Genomic DNA, 19,315 nt, shown 5'->3' with positions numbered 1-19,315 from the left:
TAACACATTTACAAAGCAATGATTAGCAACCTTATTATAAATAAGGTACTTTACGAGGAGTATGGGATTGCTTTCATTTTCACGCTCAAAATTCAAAAAAAAACGAATAATAAAAAAAATTTAGTTTAAATAATTGTAGCAAATCCGAGGAGATGAAGCGGCAAGCATGACTTCAATTAAAACGATAGCCAATCATTGAGAAAATGCGTGTTACATATTACTAATGTCAACATTCTGCATGAACACACCTTTAACATCAGAATTTTCAGCGCTTACCAACATATCGATTTAAAATAAAGAGAAGAGAATAAATGACAGCATTAAAATTTTGTTAAAAGCAGCGTAAATCGCCCCAACGAATTATTGATAACAATGTATACACTTTTGTTAAGATATATATAAAAACACCTTCCAAAGCCATTCAATGATGCCAAAAAATTTTGTTTACTTATTTTTCGCAAATAAATAATATCCGCGCCGGATTACTTGTTGAGCAATTTACGCACGTTAATCATTTCTTTCAAATGAAGTCCTACATCATTTTTTGACGTTGATGAACTCCAGCTGAATCTGTGCCTCTGACAAGTACTTTTCTGGGTAAATAATAAATTTAACGGAGTTATGATGATGAAAACTGCACTTACCAGCAGTGTACTGGTCGCTTTGTTTGCCGCTAATGCTGGCGCAGCAGCGAATTACGTTACCACTGCCGCAACAGGTTCTAAAGCCACCGCGACGGTCCATTTTACCGGAGAAATTGTTGCCAGTACCTGCGTGGTGAGCACAGCAAACCAGCCAGGTAAAACAGTGGCATTGCCACAAGTTACCAACCAGCTATTTAGCGGCGCGGGCTCTAGCACCGGTAATACTCCGTTTACGTTGCAATTTAGCGGCTGTAGTGGGGTAACTGGAGGAAGCGGCTATGTGGTGGTCTTTACTGGTAAAACCCCTGGCAGTAACGCAGCACTTCTGCAAGCGACTCGTGGTTCGACTCCTGCCACCGATGTTGGCATCGAAGTGGATCAAGCGGGTCATGCCCTTAATTTCGCTTCAGGTAGTAATGAGGTGATATTAACACCAGATCATAATGGCGATGCACAAATCGATCTGGTCGCCAAATATCAGCAAATTGGCGCAACGCTGCCTGCGGCTGGCACGATCACTGCGGATATGAATTACACCGTCATTTATAAATAACGGACGTTGATTGCTATGGATGGCACTCTTCCCTGAACCTGGAAAGTGCACCTGATGAATAAAATATTCTTTTACCTGTTGCTGTGTGTGGTTAGCACCGCTCACAGCGCAATTAATTTGGGTCAAACACGCGTTATTTATAATGAGAACGATAAAGCGGCGATGTTTGACGTCAACAATAATACAGACAAGCCATATATGGTACAGACGTGGCTGGATAATGGTAATCCGGATGAGACACCTGCCAATCTGCCAATGTTAATTACGCCTCCGATCCTGAAACTTGACGGCCATAAATCAGCCGTGTTGCGAGCTATTTATCAGGGCAATGGCTTTCCTGAGAATGTTGAATCTGTAGTGTGGATTAATGTGCAGGAAATCCCCACCATCGAGAATGAAGAAAATACCTTACAGCTGGCGCAGCGTATTCGCATCAAACTATTTTATCGCCCTGTTGGGCTGAATATGACGCTACCTGAAGCCGTTGAGAAATTACAGTGGCAGTGCCACGGTCATACTCTGCGGACGGTCAATGCGACGCCGTTACATATCTCCCTGACGCAATTACATATTAACGGCGAAAACATTGATGCCGACATGATTAATCCGCATGGCGAACGCACGTTTGCGTTGTCACAGCAAAAAGTCAGCCATATCGGTTTTAGCTGGGTAGATGATTACGGCGGCACTAACGCGGTTAATAACGTCCCGGTATCTTGCAATTGAGTTGGGGTTGCACATGATGAAAAAAAATAAGCACCCGCAACGGTACACCCTCTTTACGCTGTCAACGCTGGCCGTGTGCATACCTGCATACGCCAGCAGCACGCCGCAGTTTAATACCCGTTTTGTACATGGTACGCAAAATATTACCTCCGTAGTGCAAATAGCCCGTAATGACGGACTTAGCGAAGGCACGTTTGAATACGATATATATCTTGACCATAGCTTCGTCGAAACGCGCAATGTTGACTTTAAAAGACGTAAACCACAAGGCAAGCCGCAACCTTGCCTGAGCGCGGACGATCTGCGCAAATACGGGATTAAAATCCCCGAAGGTAACGCCGATACCTGCGTGGAGCTCACGGCTCTGATCGCAAACAGCCGCCTGACGGCAGATGCAAACTACCAGCGCATTGATATTTCAGTGCCGGAAGCGTTTCTGCTTTCGACTGCGCATGACGCCGTGCCTGAATCGGCCTATGACGATGGGATTAATGCCGCTTTTGTCGGCTACAACGCCAATACGACGCACCTGATTGAACAGGGCCAGGATCATGACTCTGTTTTTGCCAGTTTTGCCAACGGTATAAACCTGGCGGGATGGCATTTTCGCAACCAGTCTACTTTCAGCTATGCCAGCGGCTCAGGTCGTCAATGGCAAGCGGTTTCCACGTGGGTGGAACGTAATATTATTGCGCTGCGTAGCCGCTTGCGCTTCGGGCAAACCTATACGGACGACGATGTGTTTGACAGCATCCAGTTTACCGGGGCACAGCTCACCAGCGATGAAAACATGTTGCCTGATAGCCAACGCGATTTTGCGCCAGTCGTTCGCGGCGTCGCCAATAGCAATGCCACAATCGAAATCCGTCAAAATGGCTATCTGATTTACAGTAAAAACGTCGCGCCAGGCGCGTTTGACATCGACGATATTAACCCCAGCAACCAAAGCGGCGACCTGAACGTCAGCGTTATTGAAGCCGATGGCAGTCGGCGTAATTTCACTGTGCCTTATTCGGCGGTCCCGAACATGCTGCGTGCAGGTAACAACCGCTTTCAGTTTACGGCAGGGGAATACCGCGACGGTTACAGCGGCGGCTGGCGGCCCCGCTTTGTTCAAGGCACATTGAGTTATGGTCTCAGCTTTGGCTCCACGTTGTACGGTGGTTTCCTGACCGCAGAAAGCTATAATGCGATTGCCACCGGGATCGCTCAGGATCTGCACCAGTTCGGCGCGATCTCTTTCGATATCACTACCGCCAGAGCGCAGCTTGCCAGTGGAGATACGTCCACAGGACAAAGTTACCGTTTCTTATACTCCAAATCGCTGAACCAGTACGGTACGGATTTCCGTCTGGTAGGCTACCGCTACAATACCTCCGGTTATTACAGCTTTAGCGACACCATTAACGAGCATAACAGTTGGTCCTCGGGCTATTACGACATCGCCTATGACGACCCGAATCAACAGCTGCGTTTTCCTGGCGAAGAGCACAACAAAAAGCATTACTACACCACTAACTACAATAATCGCCGCCAACGTTTTGAGGTCTCTGTTAACCAGCGTTTGTGGGATAACGCCTCTCTTTACGTCAGCGCCAGCCAGCAAAACTACTGGCACAACGGGAGTCACGACCGCACGATACAGCTGGGTTACAACGATACACTGGGGAAAATCAACTGGAGCGTTTATGTACAGGATACCCGTAACCAGTACGACTACCAGGACCGCAGTATCAACCTGACGCTTTCCATTCCATTCGATTTCATGGATAGCCGCGGCTTTGTCTCCACCAACATCATGCATAGCCAGCAGAATGGCGACAGCTACTCCACCAGCTACAGCAATACAGCATTTGACGATCGTCTGAGCTGGGGCGTTCAGGGCAGTACCACCGATCGACAGGATTCCTCTGCCGGGGTTAACGCCGCCTGGCAAGGCGACAAGATGAATGTTCAGGGGGGCTACAGCGCAGGACGCAACTACCAGAATATGAATATGGGCATCAGCGGCGGGGCAATGCTGCACGAAGGCGGCGTGACGCTCATGCACTCTCCTGGCGACACCATGGTGTTGGTCGAAGCCAAAAATGCCAACGGTGTCCATATCCAGCAACAAAATGGCGTGGCAATTGACGGTAACGGCTATGCGGTCCTTACCGCCGCAGACGCATGGCATTACAACGTGGTGAGTCTGAATACCGCTGATATTGGTGCCGGGCTGGATATTCCGCAGGCACAGAAAAAAATTGTTCCAACAGAGAAAGCCATCGGCAAAGTGGTGTTTGAAACCTTCAGCGGCCGCAACTATCTGGTCAATGCCGTCATGCCCGGCAACATTGCCCCCCCGGTCGGCGCGAACGTACGAGATACCAAAGGTCGTAGCCACGGTCTGGTCGGTATGCATGGCGCACTGTATGCCAGCGGCGTGGAAGACAATTCTCGCCTGGAAGTGCGCTGGGGCTCCCATGCAAATGAACACTGCTTTATTCAAATGCCGGATAACCATAACCAGCCGGTGAAGAAAATCGGATATACACAAATTACCGCCCAGTGCGTCGGCTCGTAAGGTGCAATCAATGAATCCGTTAAAAATAGTTAAACTCGTGGTGCTGCTTTGTTTGCCGATATTCAGTAGTGCAAGCTATGCGGTTACCTGTACAGCAAACAGCGTCTCCGTACACGTTGATCCCATTAAAATCAGCCACAGTACCACCGCTGGGGACACCGTTTGGGTGTCCAATCCACAAACCGTTAGCGTCACTTGCCGCGACACAGATTATATGCCCCACGGCGAAGCCGCCAGAATCTACATCGACCCTGATCATGAGTTTGCGCATTTTCTGCAGGGAACCAATATGAAACTGGTGGTGAGCATTGATGGTCGCCCCTACGATCAAAGCGCCCAGGCCGTCACCACCCAATATCAGGCAACGTTGCCCCGAACACGTTCAGACAACTACTGCAGCACTAATAACCACAGCCATACCAGTGACTGCCAGGCGCGCCCACAAACATTTTCTTTCACCTTTAACCTCAGTCTGGTCGCTACCGGAAAACTCCCGGATCCTTTGCCTGCGCTGGCCGGTCGCACCATCAACAAAGTTTTCGTCGTCGACGGTATTGGCAGCATTAACGCCTGCGGTTCGCATTGCTCCACCAGCAATCCGGCAAAAAACTTTGGCCCCGCGCTTAATGGCCTGAATAACATCAGTTATATCAACTGCGAACCGATCGTCTCTATCAGCTCTGACAAAGGAACGGATACCGTCGAATTTGGCAGGATCAGCATTACCGAAGCAAAAGTGGGAAAAGATAACAGCCACAGTAAACAGTTTGCCGTTATTGCCGTAGAAGCCGCCGGGAAGCATGAATGTCGCGGCATCAACTACGCGGTAACGTTTACCGGCACCACAAGCAACAGCGGCGCAGTTTTTACCGGTCAGGGTACGCCAGATATCGGCGTGACGCTCCAGGATGCTGCACACCCCGGCTCCGGGGACATTATCAGCGGCAACCGTATCGATTTTGCCAGCAGCGCATTTACCAACCAGAGCGACAGCCGACGCAAAGAGTTCATGGCAACCCTGTTCTGGCTGAAGAATCCTCCCCAACCCGGCACATTTAGTATCCCTGTCAATGCGACGGTGACCTTTAAATAACAGGCGCAGGACGATGCTGATCGTCCTGCGCGTCTCGCACCAGGCATAAAAACCGCAGTCGTACGCTTAACCCGCCTAATGTTTCACTCCGTGATAGCTGAGGGTGCGTGCGGTGCAGACGAGCAATGTCGTTGACCAGCGCCAGGCCTATCCCGGCGCCAGGGACATTACCGACGTTATCAAGGCGATGAAACGGTAGCAGCGCCTGGTGCACCATCTGCTCATCGATACCCGGCCCGCTATCTTCAACCACCAGCACCACCGCCTCTCCTTTTCGCAGCAGACGGGCGGTTACCACACCATGCGGCGGCGTGTATTTCAGTGCGTTATCCAGCAGATTCCCGCACAGTTCGCCAAGCAGGACTTCATCGCCCTCAATCCACACCGCATCCTGCTCCCCTTCATAGCCCAGATCGATCCCTTTACTGCGCGCCTGCGCCAGTCGCGTGAAACAACTGCTTTGCACCACCTCATACAAATTAACCGGCGAGAAGTGCCTTTCTCCTTGCTCTTTGCGCTTCACAGCCGACAGCTGTAACAGCCTTTCCGTCAGTTGAATGGTGTTGTCCAGCGTGGAGCTCATGGCTTGCAGACTCTCATACCATTGCTGCGGCTGCTGGCTGGCGAGGGCCACCGCCGCCTGAGTTTTTAGCACCGCCAGCGGCGTTTTAAGCTGATGGGAAGCATCCGCGCTGAAGCGCTCCTGGCGAGAGATCAGGCCGCGAAGTCGGTCCAGATAACGGTTGAATGCCACAATCAACAGACGGGTTTCCGACCACGGCAGCAGCTCCGGCAGCGGCGTCAGCAGCCCAGGCTCGCGACGCACCATCAGCGATGACAACTGGCGCATCGGGCGTAACACCCGACGCAGCAGCCAGCCGACCAGCACCAGCGTGAGCAGCACCAGCAGCCCTTGCGAAACCCACGAGGAAAACAGCAGCTGTCGCGCCAGGTAACGTCGCGATTGCAGCGTTTCGGCGACATAAATCTCGGCCATGCCGATAATGCCGCCCTCGTTGACGGGCTGCAGCAGACGCGCCACGCGAATTGCCTCCCCGCGATATTCAGTGTGATAAAACCACGCCAGCGCCGGATAAAGCCGCGTACGCGATGTCGCAGGCGGCATCGCAGGTAAATCGTCATAACCTGAGATAACCTTCCCCGCCGGATCGACCACCTTGTAATACAACCTGTCGTTCATATTCAGCTCAAAGCTGTCCAGCACCACCCACGGCACATTCACTTCCAGCTGTTTGTTGTGCACCACCAGTCGCTCGGAGACGGTTCTGGCAGACGAGAGCAGCGTCCGGTCATACGCCTGCGTCGCCGCCTGTAGCGCGCTGACATAGCTGTTAAATGCCGACAGTCCCCACAACAACATGAGCGGCAAACCCAGAAACATCAGCAGTTGCAGGTACAACGATTGGGGTTTAACCCACTTCATCGCTACGCTCCAGCACATAGCCCAGCCCGCGTAGCGTGGCGATGCGCATATCGCTTCCCTGTAGCTTTTTACGCAGACGATGGATGTACAATTCAATGCTTTCGGGGCTGACCTCATCGTTTAGACTGAAGACCTGTTCAAACAACTGCTGACGCGAAACCGGTCGCAATCGACGGTACATCAGCACCGTCAGCAATGCCTGTTCGCGCGGCGTGAGCGCCAGCGGCTGCCCCTGCAACAGAAAATAGCCCTCATCGTGAAACGCCAGTTCGCCCAGTTGCTGTATGCCCTGCACCTGCCCCGCGCTGCGGCGTAGCAAAGCCCTCAGCCGGGCATCCAGCTCCTCGATTTCAAACGGTTTTGCCAGATAATCATCGGCCCCGACGTTCAATCCTTTCACCCGATCGGCCACCGCGCTGCGCGCCGTCAACAGCAGCACAGGAAGCGTCTGCCCGCGTTTGCGCAGGCGCTGAACGACGTCAAGACCATCCAGTCCCGGCATATTGATATCCAGCACCGCCAGCGCGTACGTTTCGCTATGTAAAAGATGGTCGGCCGCCTGGCCATCAAAAACGCAGTCGACGGCAAAACCGTTTTGCACCAGCGCTTTCTCCAGCCAGTGAGCTAACTCACGGTTATCTTCCGCTAATAAGAGACGCATATCACATCCTGTAAAGTTTCTGCCGCATTGAAAGGGAATTGAAAGGTTAATGTTTTAACAATCACGCAACCGAACTGCTACACATCGGCTCACATAATCACAAAAATCTTCTTCCGTACCCGAAAATCCGGTTTTCCGGCGTGAGGATAAACAATGAAAAAACAGTTAGTTCGTACCCTTACTGCAAGCATTTTACTGATGAGTACCTCTGTTCTGGCGGAACAAGCGCCATCGCGCACAGAATGTATCGCCCCTGCTAAACCCGGCGGTGGTTTCGATCTCACCTGTAAGTTGATTCAAGTGAGCATGATGGAAACCGGCGCTATCGAAAAACCAATGCGCGTAACCTACATGCCCGGTGGCGTTGGCGCCGTGGCCTATAACGCGATCGTCGCGCAACGTCCGGCTGAAGCGGGTACCGTAGTGGCATTCTCCGGCGGCTCGCTGCTGAACCTGTCACAAGGGAAGTTTGGTCGCTACGGCGTTGATGATGTCCGCTGGCTGGCAAGTGTGGGCACTGACTACGGCATGATTGCCGTACGCCAGGACTCACCATGGAAAACGCTGAAAGATCTGCTGACGGCAATGGAGAAAGATCCTAACAGCGTGGTCATTGGCGCAGGCGCCTCTATCGGTAGTCAGGACTGGATGAAGTCGGCGCTGCTGGCGCAAAAAGCCAACGTCGATCCACACAAGATGCGCTATGTGGCCTTTGAGGGCGGCGGCGAACCGGTCACCGCGCTGATGGGGAATCACGTACAGGTGGTTTCCGGCGATCTCAGCGAGATGGTGCCTTATCTTAGCGGCGACAAAATCCGCGTGCTCGCCGTGTTCTCTGATGAACGTCTGCCAGGCCAGTTAGCTAACGTGCCAACCGCCAAAGAGCAGGGTTACGACCTCGTGTGGCCCATCATTCGTGGCTTCTACGTTGGACCAAAAGTCAGCGACGCCGAGTATCAGTGGTGGGTTGATGCCTTTAACAAACTCCAGCAGACCGATGAGTTTAAAAAGCAGCGCGATCTGCGCGGCCTGTTTGAATTCAACATGAGCGGTAAGCAGCTCGACGAATACGTGAAAAAGCAGGTCACGGATTACCGTGAGCAGGCGAAAGCCTTCGGTCTGGCGAAATAAGCGCAGAGGCAAAGATGATGAGCGATCGTATTTTTGCAGGTATCTGGCTGTTGCTCTGTATAGCCGGGCTGTTCGTGGCCTGGCAAATCACCAGCGAATACAGCTATGAGCCGGTTGGGCCGCGTCCCTTTCCGCTTGGCATTATCAGCCTGATGCTGGTATGCGCCGTGGCGCTGCTGTTGCGCCATCCCGACACCATCAGTTGGCCCCGCCGTCACGTGCTGCAAAAGCTGCTGACGATGGTGATTGTTCTGTTGATGTACGCCTGGGGTTTCGAATGGCTCGGTTTTCCCATCGCCACCGCCATTCTCACCGTGGTGATTGGCATGCTGTTCGGCGCAACCATTCCGGCTGCGGGTATTTCCGGCGCGGTACTCGGCATTCTGCTGTGGTATGCCTTTGACCGACTGCTTGACGTCACCTTACCACTCGGCGCCTGGCTGGGTTAACGGAGAAACGATGGATACCTGGATTTATCTTTCTCAGGGTTTCGCGGTGGCCATGACGCCGGAAAACCTGGTCATCGCCCTGATTGGCTGTTTTGTCGGTACCATTGTCGGGCTGTTGCCTGGTCTTGGACCCATTAACGGCGTGGCGATCCTCCTGCCTCTGGCCTTCGCTTTGCATCTGCCTGCAGAATCTGCGCTGATCCTGCTGGCTACGGTCTACATAGGTTGTGAATACGGCGGACGTATCTCCTCCATCCTGCTGAATGTTCCCGGCGATGCGGCGGCGATTATGACCGCGCTGGATGGCTACCCGATGGCGCAGCAAGGCCGCGGCGGCGTTGCGCTCTCTATCTCGGCGGTCAGCTCTTTCATTGGTTCGCTTATCGCTATCGGCGGCATCATTCTGTTTGCCCCGGCGTTAGCCCAATGGTCGCTGGCCTTCGGTCCGGCGGAATACTTTGCCTTAATGGTTTTCGCCATTGCCTGCCTTGGCAGCATGATGGCGCAAAACCCGCTGAAATCATTTCTGGCAGCGCTTATCGGTCTCGGCCTTGCGACCGTCGGCGTAGACGCCAATACCGGGGTTTATCGCTTTACCTTTGACAGCGTTCATCTCTCCGACGGTGTGCAGTTTATCGTGGTAGTGATTGGGCTGTTCTCAGTCTCTGAAATACTGTTAATGCTGGAACATACCAGCAGTGGCCAGACGCTGGTGCGTAAAACGGGCCGCATGTTATTTAACGCCAAAGAAGGTGCGCAGTGCGTTGGCGCAACTCTGCGTTCATCGGTGATTGGCTTTTTCGTCGGCGTCCTGCCTGGCGCGGGCGCAACCATTGCCAGCGCTATCACCTACATGACCGAGAAAAAGCTCAGCGGCAATAGCGACAGCTTCGGCAAAGGGGATATACGCGGCGTGGCGGCCCCCGAAGCCGCCAACAACGCCTCGGCCTGTGGCTCCTTTATCCCGATGCTGACGCTCGGCGTACCGGGCTCCGGCACCACGGCGGTGATGATGGGCGCGCTGACGCTGTACAATATCACCCCGGGTCCGGCCATGTTCACCGAACAGCCGGATATCGTTTGGGGGCTGATTGCGGCGCTGCTGATTGCTAACGTGATGCTGCTGGTGATGAACATCCCGTTGATCGGCCTGTTTACCCGTATGCTGACCATCCCCTTGTGGTTTTTGGTACCGGCTATCGCGGCAGTCTCCGCGGTGGGCGTGTATGCCGTCCACAGCACCACTTTCGATCTGGTGCTGATGGTTGCCCTCGGCGTGCTGGGCTACATATTGCGCAAAATGCACTTCCCGATGTCGCCGTTAATTTTAGGCTTCGTTCTCGGGGAAATGCTGGAGCAGAACCTGCGTCGGGCGCTGTCTATCAGTAACGGTAATATGGATATTCTGTGGGCCAGCGGCGTGGCGAAAGTGCTGCTGGTGATGGCGGTACTGGTTATCGTTGTCCCGCCAGTGCTACGCCTGATTCGTAAACGTAACAGCAAACCGCAGGTGGATATCAGCTAATAATATGCCGGGTAGCGGCGCTGACGCGCCTTATCCGGCATTTTCATCTTAATTCCTGAACGGCACTGAGTACGTGCTCAACAAACCGCGTCAGCTTGGGCAGCGGACGCAAATCTTGTCGCCACAGTAGATGAATCGGCCGCGGCTGCGGCGTAAACTTTTCCAGTATCCGAACCAGTTTCCCGGTAGCCAGCTCTTGCGCCAGCAGCACCTCCGGTTGCAATAACAGTCCGGCCCCCGCTACCGCAGCCATACGCAGGCCATGACCATCGTTACAGCGCAGGATCGCATCGCGCTTCCATCTGACTTCACCCGTCACGCCAGGCAGTATCCATTCGTTACGAGCCGTCCACACGGTATGGGACAGGCACAGATGATCCACCAGATCCGCTGGCGTAAGGGGCGTGCCATGACGGGCAAGATAATCCTTTGATGCACAGATCGCCATACGGTAAGGGCACAGGTATTTCGCCACCACATCAGTCTGATGGATATCGCCAATACGGATCGCCAGGTCGACGCCTTCATTCACCAGATCAACCATCCGGTTGGTCAGATCCAGCTCAATGCGCACCTCAGGCCAGGCCTGTAAAAACGCAGCGGCCAACGGCGAGATAACGCAAGCGCCAAAAGAAGTAGGCGCGCTAATGCGCAGCGTCCCCGCAGGGGCCAGCCGCAGACGCTCTACCGAACGCTCAGCTATCGACACCTGCTCCAGCACGCGGCGGGCTTCTTCAAAATAGACACGCCCGGCATCGGTCAGGCTCTGGCGGCGAGTATTGCGCTCCAGCAGACGCGTGCCGAGCTGTGCTTCCAGTTGGGTGATATATTTTCCCACCATCACCGCAGACATCTCGAGTCTTGTTGCCGCGGAGGTAAAGCTTCCGCTCTCCACCACGGCGATAAACGTTTCCATGCCGCGCAGCTTATCCATATTACAAACCTCTGGTTAGCAATCATCTAACTTATAGCCAGTTTATCCGATTTCATTTTCATTAAAGAATAGTGGCTCACACTATTCTGGAGGTGGTTATGAAAATCGTCATTATTGGTGCCAGCGGTACAGTGGGGCGCGCAGTCACAGAAACGTTAAGCCGTAAACATGAGGTGATCCGCGTAGGTCGCACGCAGGGAGATTACCAGGTCGATATCACCTCGCAGGAGAGTGTCGGGGCATTGTTTGAAAAAGTCGGTCGGGTAGATGCGATCGTTTCCGCCACCGGCAACCTGTTCTTTGGCCCGCTGTCGACAATGACCGACGAGGACTTTAATCAGGGATTACAGGATAAGCTGTTAGGCCAGATACGTCTGGCATTAACCGGGCAACATTTCCTCAATGATGGCGGCTCTATTACGCTAATTAGCGGCATTATCGCCCATGAACCCATCGCACAAGGGGCGAATGCGGCAACGATCAATGCCGGGCTGGAAGGATTTGTGCGCGCTGCTGCCTGTGAGCTAGGTCGTGGTCAGCGCATAAACCTGATAAGCCCAACCGTACTCAGTGAATCCGCCGAAGCATACGATGGTTTCTTCCCAGGCTTTGAAAGCGTCCCCGCCGCTACCGTTGCCAACGCCTATCGCCGCAGCGTGGAAGGCATCCAAACCGGACGCATTTATAAAGTCGGTTACTGACTTTGCTGCTGCCGTTGAGTTACCCTCAGCGGCAGAATAATTAACTCTTTGTTTTAAAATAACATTACCTGTCCTCCCTTCTCCTCCCCGCACTTAACCTCACTCTTTATAATGTTAAATAATTGTTGTTTTTGATCACAAATAATAAACAAACAAGCTCATTCTGTGCGCGTTTTTCAAAAATGTAGATATTTTTAATTTATGGCTACGAAACGAGCTGCGCCATATCTCCCTGACAATCTGCTGAGAGGAACGATTTGATGAACGCACTGACTGCCGTAAAACCGAACGCTGATGATCCAGCCCAGCACTACAGCGGTTTCACGTTGAAACCATCAGCCCAGTCCCCACGCCTGCTGGAGCTGACTTTTTCCGCTGAGACCACTGAGCAATTTCTGAAAGCCGTAGCGCAGTGGCCGGTGCAGGCACTGGAATACAAATCCTTCCTGCGCTTCAAAGTGGGCAAGATCCTCGACGACCTGTGCGGTAATCAGTTGCAGCCTTTGCTGCTGAAAACGTTGCTCGATCGTGCCGAAGGCGCACTGCTGATCAACGCCGTTGGCGTGGATGATGTCGCACAGGCTGAAGAGATGGTCAAGCTGGCGACGGCGGTAGCGCATCTTATCGGGCGCTCCAATTTTGATGCGATGAGCGGTCAATACTATGCCCGTTTTGTGGTGAAAAACGTTGATAACTCAGACAGCTATCTGCGCCAGCCGCACCGTGTAATGGAGCTGCATAACGACGGAACCTACCTCGAAGAAATCACCGACTATGTGCTGATGATGAAGATTGACGAGCAGAACATGACCGGCGGTAACTCGCTGCTGCTGCACCTCGACGACTGGGAACATCTGGATCAGTACTTTACCCACCCGCTGGCGCGTCGCGCCATGCGCTTTGCCGCACCGCCAAGCAAAAACGTCAGCCAGGAAGTGTTCCATCCGGTGTTTGACGTTGACCAGCAGGGCCGCCCGGTGATGCGCTACATCGACCAGTTCGTCCAGCCAAAAGATTATGAAGAAGGCGTCTGGCTGAGCGATTTGTCCGATGCGTTGGAAACCAGCAAGGCCATTATTTCCGTTCCGGTTTCAGTCGGTAAATTCCTGCTAATCAACAACCTGTTCTGGTTGCACGGTCGCGATCGCTTCACCTCGCATCCTGACCTGCGCCGCGAGCTGATGCGCCAGCGTGGTTATTTCGCTTATGCGACAAACCACTACCAGACCCATCAGTAAGCGCGAAGGAATAAAGCGGATGTATGATTTTGTGATTATTGGCGGCGGCATTATCGGCATGTCGACCGCCATGCAGCTGATTGATGTCTATCCGGACGCCAGAATCGCGCTGCTGGAAAAAGAGTCCGGCCCGGCCTGTCATCAGACGGGCCACAACAGCGGCGTAATTCATGCCGGGGTCTATTACACCCCCGGCAGCCTGAAGGCGCAGTTTTGCCTGGCCGGAAATCGCGCCACAAAAGCCTTTTGCGATCAAAACGGCATCCGCTACGACGTCTGCGGAAAAATGCTGGTTGCCACCTCCGAACTGGAAATGGAGCGCATGCGCGCGCTGTGGGATCGCACCGCCGCTAACGGCCTTGAGCGCGAATGGCTGAATGCGCAGGAGCTTCGCGAGCGTGAACCCAACATCACCGGGCTGGGCGGTATTTTTGTTCCGTCGAGCGGGATCGTCAGCTACCGCGAAGTCACCGCCGCGATGGCGAAGATATTTCAGGCCAAAGGCGGTGAGATTATCTACAACGCTGAGGTCAGCGCGCTAAAAGAGCACGCTACGGGCGTTGTCGTACATACCCGTCAGGGTCAGGAATTTGAGGGAGCGACGCTGATTAGCTGCTCTGGCCTGATGGCGGACCGACTAGTGAAAATGCTCGGCGTTGAACCCGGCTTTATCATCTGTCCGTTCCGTGGCGAATATTTCCGTCTGGCGTCAGAACATAACCAGATAGTCAACCATCTGATCTACCCCATCCCCGACCCGGCGATGCCGTTTCTCGGCGTTCATCTGACCCGGATGATTGACGGCAGCGTCACCGTGGGCCCCAACGCGGTACTGGCATTTAAACGTGAAGGCTACCGTAAACGCGACTTCTCGCTCAGCGATACGCTGGAGATCCTCAGCTCTTCCGGCATTCGTCGCGTGCTGCAAAACAACCTGCGCTCAGGACTTGGCGAAATGAAGAATTCGCTGTGCAAAAGCGGTTATCTGCGGCTGGTACAAAAGTACTGCCCGAGTCTGACGCTCAAGGATCTGCAGCCCTGGCCTGCAGGCGTGCGGGCACAGGCTGTGTCGCCGGACGGCAAGCTAATCGACGATTTCCTGTTTGTCACCACGCCACGCTCAATTCACACCTGTAACGCGCCTTCTCCGGCAGCAACGTCGGCGATCCCTATCGGCGCGCATATTGTCAGCAAAGTTCATGCGCTGCTGGAGAACCAGAGTAATCCCGGACGCACGCTGCGTGCGGCACGTAGCGTGGAAACATTACACGCCGCATTCACCCGTTAAAACGATTTAGACAGGACGCAATTATGCAACTTAACGATCCAACCTTATTTCGCCAGCAAGCACTGATCGACGGCAACTGGCGTGACGCCAACAGCGGCGAGACCATCGCGGTGACCAACCCCGCCAGCGGTCAGCAATTAGGTAGCGTACCGAAAATGGGGGCGGATGAAACCCGCGAAGCGATTAACGCCGCTAACCGCGCTCTGCCCGCCTGGCGTGCGCTGACCGCCAAAGAGCGGGCCAACATCCTGCGCCGCTGGTTCAACCTGATGATTGAGCATCAGGACGATCTCGCCCGTCTGATGACCCTGGAACAGGGTAAACCGCTGGCAGAAGCCAAAGGTGAAATCACCTATGCCGCTTCCTTTATTGAGTGGTTTGCCGAAGAGGGCAAACGTATCTATGGCGATACGATCCCCGGCCACCAGGCCGACAAACGCCTAATCGTCATCAAACAGCCGATCGGCGTTACCGCCGCGATTACGCCGTGGAACTTCCCCGCGGCGATGATTACCCGCAAAGCCGGTCCGGCGCTGGCGGCTGGTTGCACAATGGTGCTTAAACCGGCCAGCCAGACCCCCTACTCCGCACTGGCGCTGGCAGAGCTTGCCAATCGCGCCGGGATCCCGGCAGGCGTTTTCAGCGTGGTGACCGGTTCAGCGAGCGCGGTCGGCAACGAGCTAACCGGCAACCCGCTGGTACGCAAGCTGTCATTTACCGGCTCAACCGAAATTGGCCGTCAGTTAATGCAGCAGTGCGCCAAAGATATCAAAAAAGTGTCGCTGGAGCTGGGCGGCAATGCGCCGTTTATCGTCTTTGACGATGCCGATCTCGATAAAGCCGTGGAAGGCGCACTGGCATCAAAGTTCCGTAACGCTGGCCAAACCTGTGTCTGCGCCAACCGCCTGTACGTGCAGGACGGCGTGTATGACCGTTTTGCCGAAAAACTCCAGCAGGCTGTGAGCAAACTGCACCTCGGTGATGGTCTGCAGCCTGACGTCACCACCGGGCCGCTGATCGACGAGAAAGCGGTAGCCAAAGTGCAGGAACACATCGCCGATGCTCTGGATAAAGGCGCGCGCATTATCGCGGGTGGCAAACCTCACGCACTCGGCGGCAACTTCTTCCAGCCCACCATTTTGGTGGATGTGCCTGATAACGCGAAGGTCGCCAAAGAAGAGACGTTCGGCCCGCTGGCTCCGCTGTTCCGGTTTAAGGACGAGGCTGACGTCATCGCTCAGGCCAATGACACCGAGTTTGGTCTGGCCGCCTATTTCTACGCCCGTGATTTGAGCCGCGTCTTTCGCGTTGGCGAAGCGCTGGAATACGGCATTGTCGGGATTAACACCGGCATTATCTCCAACGAAGTCGCCCCGTTTGGGGGAATCAAAGCCTCCGGTCTTGGCCGTGAAGGATCGAAATACGGCATCGAAGACTACTTAGAAATCAAATATATGTGCATCGGCCTTTAATAAAATAAATACTGGAGAACACCTGATGAGCACCAACAAAGAACTTATGCAACGTCGCAGCAACGCCGTTCCCCGTGGCGTAGGACAAATCCATCCTATTTTTGCCGAGCGTGCAGAAAACTGTCGAGTCTGGGACGTTGAAGGTCGTGAATTCCTCGATTTTGCTGGCGGTATTGCGGTGCTGAACACCGGCCACCTGCACCCGCAGATCGTCTCTGCGGTAGAAGCACAGTTGAAAAAGCTGTCCCATACCTGTTTCCAGGTGCTGGCCTATGAGCCGTACCTGGAGCTGTGCGAAATCATGAATAAGAAAGTGCCGGGCGATTTCGCCAAAAAAACCCTGCTGGTGACAACCGGCTCCGAAGCGGTAGAAAACGCGGTGAAAATCGCCCGCGCCGCCACCAAACGAACCGGCACTATCGCCTTCAGCGGCGCTTACCACGGTCGAACCCACTACACCCTGTCGCTGACCGGGAAAGTAAATCCGTACTCTGCAGGAATGGGACTGATGCCGGGCCACGTGTATCGTGCGCTTTATCCTTGCCCGCTGCACGGCATCAGTGAAGACGATGCTATCGCCAGCATTCACCGTATCTTCAAAAATGATGCCGCTCCGGAAGACGTTGCCGCCATCGTGATTGAGCCCGTCCAGGGCGAAGGTGGTTTTTACGCCGCCTCTCCTGCTTTTATGCAACGTCTGCGCGCCATTTGTGACGAGCACGGCATCATGCTGATTGCCGATGAAGTACAGAGCGGCGCGGGCCGTACCGGTACGCTGTTCGCTATGGAGCAGATGGGCGTTGCGCCCGATCTCACCACCTTCGCCAAATCTATCGCCGGTGGCTTCCCGCTGGCGGGAGTGACCGGGCGCGCCGAAGTCATGGACGCTATCCCACCGGGCGGTCTGGGCGGTACCTATGCCGGTAACCCGATTGCCTGTGCCGCCGCACTGGCGGTACTGAATATTTTCGAACAGGAAAATCTGCTGCAAAAAGCCAACGACCTGGGGCAAACCCTGCGCGAAGGCCTGCTGGCTATCGCGGAAACCCACCGCGAGATTGGCGATGTACGCGGGCTGGGAGCGATGATCGCAATCGAACTGTTTGAAGACGGCGATCACACGAAACCAAACGCCAAACTGACCGCGGAAATCGTCGCGCGTGCGCGCGATAAAGGGCTGATCCTGCTCTCCTGCGGACCTTACTACAACGTACTGCGCATTCTTGTCCCACTGACCATTGAAGATGCCCAAATCCGCCAGGGGCTGGACATTATCGCTCAGTGTTTTGCCGAAGCGAAGCAGGGTTAACACCGCATTCGACCAATAAAAAACGCAATCCTCAGGCCGGATAAGGCGGAGCCGCCATCCGGCAGACAGGGTCAATAACAATAAATACGCGTGCCCCGGCGCGGGAATGCCGGGGTGCTCTCCCAAGTGAAATACTTTCGAGAGGTTTAAAAGATGGGGCAAGTGTCACAATCACATGATTTAGGGGGCGGGCTGAAATCACGCCACGTCACCATGCTGTCTATTGCCGGGGTTATCGGCGCAAGTTTGTTTGTGGGTTCAAGCGTGGCGATTGCAGAAGCCGGTCCCGCAGTATTACTGGCCTATCTGTTCGCCGGATTGCTGGTGGTGATGATTATGCGCATGCTGGCCGAAATGGCCGTTGCCACCCCGGATACCGGTTCCTTTTCCACCTACGCCGATAAGGCCATCGGGCCGTGGGCGGGTTATACCATCGGCTGGCTGTACTGGTGGTTCTGGGTGTTGGTTATCCCGCTGGAAGCGAATATCGCCGCCATCATTCTGCACTCCTGGGTTCCAGGCATTCCTATCTGGCTGTTTTCTCTGGTTATCACGTTGGCATTAACCGGCAGTAATTTGCTGAGCGTCAAAAATTACGGTGAGTTCGAGTTCTGGCTGGCGCTGTGCAAAGTGATTGCCATACTGGCGTTTATCACTCTCGGCGCGGTGGCGATTAGCGGTTTCTACCCCTATGCCGAGGTCAGCGGAGTTTCGCGCCTGTGGGATCAGGGCGGCTTCATGCCCAACGGCTTTGGCGCGGTGATCAGCGCGATGCTAATCACCATGTTCTCCTTTATGGGCGCAGAGATTGTTACCATCGCCGCCGCCGAGTCCGATACCCCGGATAAGCACATCGTCCGCGCCACCAACTCGGTTATCTGGCGTATCTCCATCTTCTATCTGTGCTCTATTTTCGTGGTCGTCGCGCTGATTCCGTGGAACATGCCGGGACTGAAAGAGGTGGGCTCTTACCGCTCGGTGCTGGAGTTACTGCATATCCCACACGCGAAGCTGATCATGGACTGTGTCATATTGCTGTCGGTAACCAGTTGTCTGAACTCCGCGCTGTATACGTCGTCGCGTATGCTTTACTCCCTGAGCCGTCGTGGCGATGCTCCCGCCTTTATGGGTAAAACGAACCGGAGTAAAACGCCTTATGTGGCGGTGTTGCTGTCTACGGGTGCCGCGTTCCTCACCGTGGTGGTCAACTATTACGCCCCGGCCAAGGTGTTCAAATTCCTGATCGACAGCTCCGGTGCCATCGCCCTGCTGGTTTATTTGGTGATTGCAATTTCCCAACTGCGGATGCGCAAAATCCTGCTGGCGCGAGGCGGTGAAATTAAACTGAAAATGTGGCTCTATCCGTGGCTTACCTGGCTGGTAATCGCCTTTATTATCTTTGTGTTGGTGGTGATGCTCTTTCGCCCGGCTCAACAACTGGAAGTTATCTCTACCGGGTTGTTAGCCATAGGAATTATTTGCACCGTGCCTATTATGTCACGCTGGAAAAAACTGCTATCGTGGCAAAAAGCACCGTTGCAAAATACGCATTAAACCTTTTCCCGGCGCAGGCCGGGAAAA

Annotated in this window: 16 protein-coding genes; 13 read left to right on the top strand and 3 right to left on the bottom strand. The window is 54.1% G+C overall.

What is annotated here, in order from left to right; translation table 11 throughout:
* Window positions 1-624: 624 nt before the first annotated feature.
* Genes HV334_RS05775 through HV334_RS05760 form a run of 4 tightly spaced genes read left to right on the top strand, consistent with a single transcriptional unit; the run spans window position 625 to window position 5,582 of the window.
* Complete coding sequence (locus HV334_RS05775) at window positions 625-1,197, top strand: fimbrial protein (protein WP_141875720.1); 573 nt, start codon at window positions 625-627, stop codon at window positions 1,195-1,197.
* 54 nt (window positions 1,198-1,251) lie between these two features.
* Window positions 1,252-1,923 carry a molecular chaperone gene (locus HV334_RS05770; protein ID WP_181221267.1) on the top strand — a complete coding sequence of 224 codons (672 nt, stop codon included), beginning with the start codon at window positions 1,252-1,254 and terminating at the stop codon, window positions 1,921-1,923.
* A 13-nt stretch (window positions 1,924-1,936) separates the two neighbouring features.
* A complete protein-coding gene (locus HV334_RS05765) occupies window positions 1,937-4,489 on the top strand; it encodes a fimbria/pilus outer membrane usher protein (RefSeq protein WP_181221266.1) in 2,553 nt (850 codons plus the stop codon).
* A 10-nt stretch (window positions 4,490-4,499) separates the two neighbouring features.
* Window positions 4,500-5,582: a fimbrial protein gene (locus tag HV334_RS05760; protein ID WP_181221265.1), complete on the top strand. Its 1,083-nt coding sequence runs from the start codon at window positions 4,500-4,502 to the stop codon at window positions 5,580-5,582.
* Here the strand turns inward: HV334_RS05760 and HV334_RS05755 are convergent.
* Window positions 5,575-7,026, bottom strand: coding sequence for a HAMP domain-containing histidine kinase (locus HV334_RS05755; protein WP_016157280.1), 1,452 nt, complete (start codon window positions 7,024-7,026; stop codon window positions 5,575-5,577). The two genes, HV334_RS05760 and HV334_RS05755, sit on opposite strands and share 8 nt — an antisense overlap.
* Window positions 7,013-7,687 (bottom strand): transcriptional regulator TctD, encoded by a 675-nt coding sequence (tctD, locus tag HV334_RS05750; protein ID WP_181221264.1) that lies wholly within the window; start codon window positions 7,685-7,687, stop codon window positions 7,013-7,015. The genes HV334_RS05755 and tctD overlap by 14 nt, the downstream gene beginning before the upstream one ends.
* 153 nt (window positions 7,688-7,840) lie before the next feature.
* Between tctD and HV334_RS05745 the strand changes: the two genes are divergently transcribed.
* Genes HV334_RS05745 through HV334_RS05735 form a run of 3 tightly spaced genes read left to right on the top strand, consistent with a single transcriptional unit; the run spans window position 7,841 to window position 10,792 of the window.
* Window positions 7,841-8,818, top strand: a complete 978-nt coding sequence (locus HV334_RS05745; RefSeq protein WP_181221263.1) for a tripartite tricarboxylate transporter substrate binding protein — start codon at window positions 7,841-7,843, stop codon at window positions 8,816-8,818.
* Between the two features lie 14 nt (window positions 8,819-8,832).
* The gene (locus HV334_RS05740; RefSeq protein ID WP_087050849.1) at window positions 8,833-9,267 is read left to right on the top strand and encodes a tripartite tricarboxylate transporter TctB family protein; all 435 of its coding nucleotides are present in this window, start codon (window positions 8,833-8,835) and stop codon (window positions 9,265-9,267) included.
* Between the two features lie 10 nt (window positions 9,268-9,277).
* Window positions 9,278-10,792 carry a tripartite tricarboxylate transporter permease gene (locus HV334_RS05735; RefSeq protein WP_016154129.1) on the top strand — a complete coding sequence of 505 codons (1,515 nt, stop codon included), beginning with the start codon at window positions 9,278-9,280 and terminating at the stop codon, window positions 10,790-10,792.
* A gap of 43 nt (window positions 10,793-10,835) precedes the next feature.
* On the opposite strand, the gene HV334_RS05730 is transcribed toward HV334_RS05735, so the two are convergent.
* Window positions 10,836-11,726: a LysR family transcriptional regulator gene (locus HV334_RS05730; protein ID WP_080859119.1), complete on the bottom strand. Its 891-nt coding sequence runs from the start codon at window positions 11,724-11,726 to the stop codon at window positions 10,836-10,838.
* Between the two features lie 98 nt (window positions 11,727-11,824).
* Between HV334_RS05730 and HV334_RS05725 the strand changes: the two genes are divergently transcribed.
* From HV334_RS05725 to gabP, 6 genes are all read left to right on the top strand, one after another.
* Window positions 11,825-12,427, top strand: a complete 603-nt coding sequence (locus tag HV334_RS05725; RefSeq protein WP_016154131.1) for a short chain dehydrogenase — start codon at window positions 11,825-11,827, stop codon at window positions 12,425-12,427.
* A gap of 260 nt (window positions 12,428-12,687) precedes the next feature.
* Window positions 12,688-13,665 carry a glutarate dioxygenase GlaH gene (glaH, locus tag HV334_RS05720; protein WP_016154132.1) on the top strand — a complete coding sequence of 326 codons (978 nt, stop codon included), beginning with the start codon at window positions 12,688-12,690 and terminating at the stop codon, window positions 13,663-13,665.
* 19 nt (window positions 13,666-13,684) lie between these two features.
* Window positions 13,685-14,953: an L-2-hydroxyglutarate oxidase gene (gene lhgO, locus HV334_RS05715; protein ID WP_049282751.1), complete on the top strand. Its 1,269-nt coding sequence runs from the start codon at window positions 13,685-13,687 to the stop codon at window positions 14,951-14,953.
* A 23-nt stretch (window positions 14,954-14,976) separates the two neighbouring features.
* Window positions 14,977-16,425, top strand: coding sequence for an NADP-dependent succinate-semialdehyde dehydrogenase (gene gabD / locus HV334_RS05710; protein ID WP_181221262.1), 1,449 nt, complete (start codon window positions 14,977-14,979; stop codon window positions 16,423-16,425).
* A 25-nt stretch (window positions 16,426-16,450) separates the two neighbouring features.
* Window positions 16,451-17,734, top strand: a complete 1,284-nt coding sequence (gabT, locus tag HV334_RS05705; RefSeq protein ID WP_047499473.1) for a 4-aminobutyrate--2-oxoglutarate transaminase — start codon at window positions 16,451-16,453, stop codon at window positions 17,732-17,734.
* A gap of 153 nt (window positions 17,735-17,887) precedes the next feature.
* On the top strand, window positions 17,888-19,288 hold the full coding sequence (gene gabP / locus HV334_RS05700) for a GABA permease (protein ID WP_016154136.1): 1,401 nt from the start codon (window positions 17,888-17,890) through the stop codon (window positions 19,286-19,288).
* The last annotated feature ends 27 nt before the right edge of the window (window positions 19,289-19,315 follow it).

It is taken from the genome of Citrobacter sp. RHBSTW-00944 (genome assembly GCF_013615435.1).
Classification (GTDB): domain Bacteria; phylum Pseudomonadota; class Gammaproteobacteria; order Enterobacterales; family Enterobacteriaceae; genus Citrobacter; species Citrobacter braakii.
This window is presented reverse-complemented; position numbering and strand designations above follow the sequence as displayed.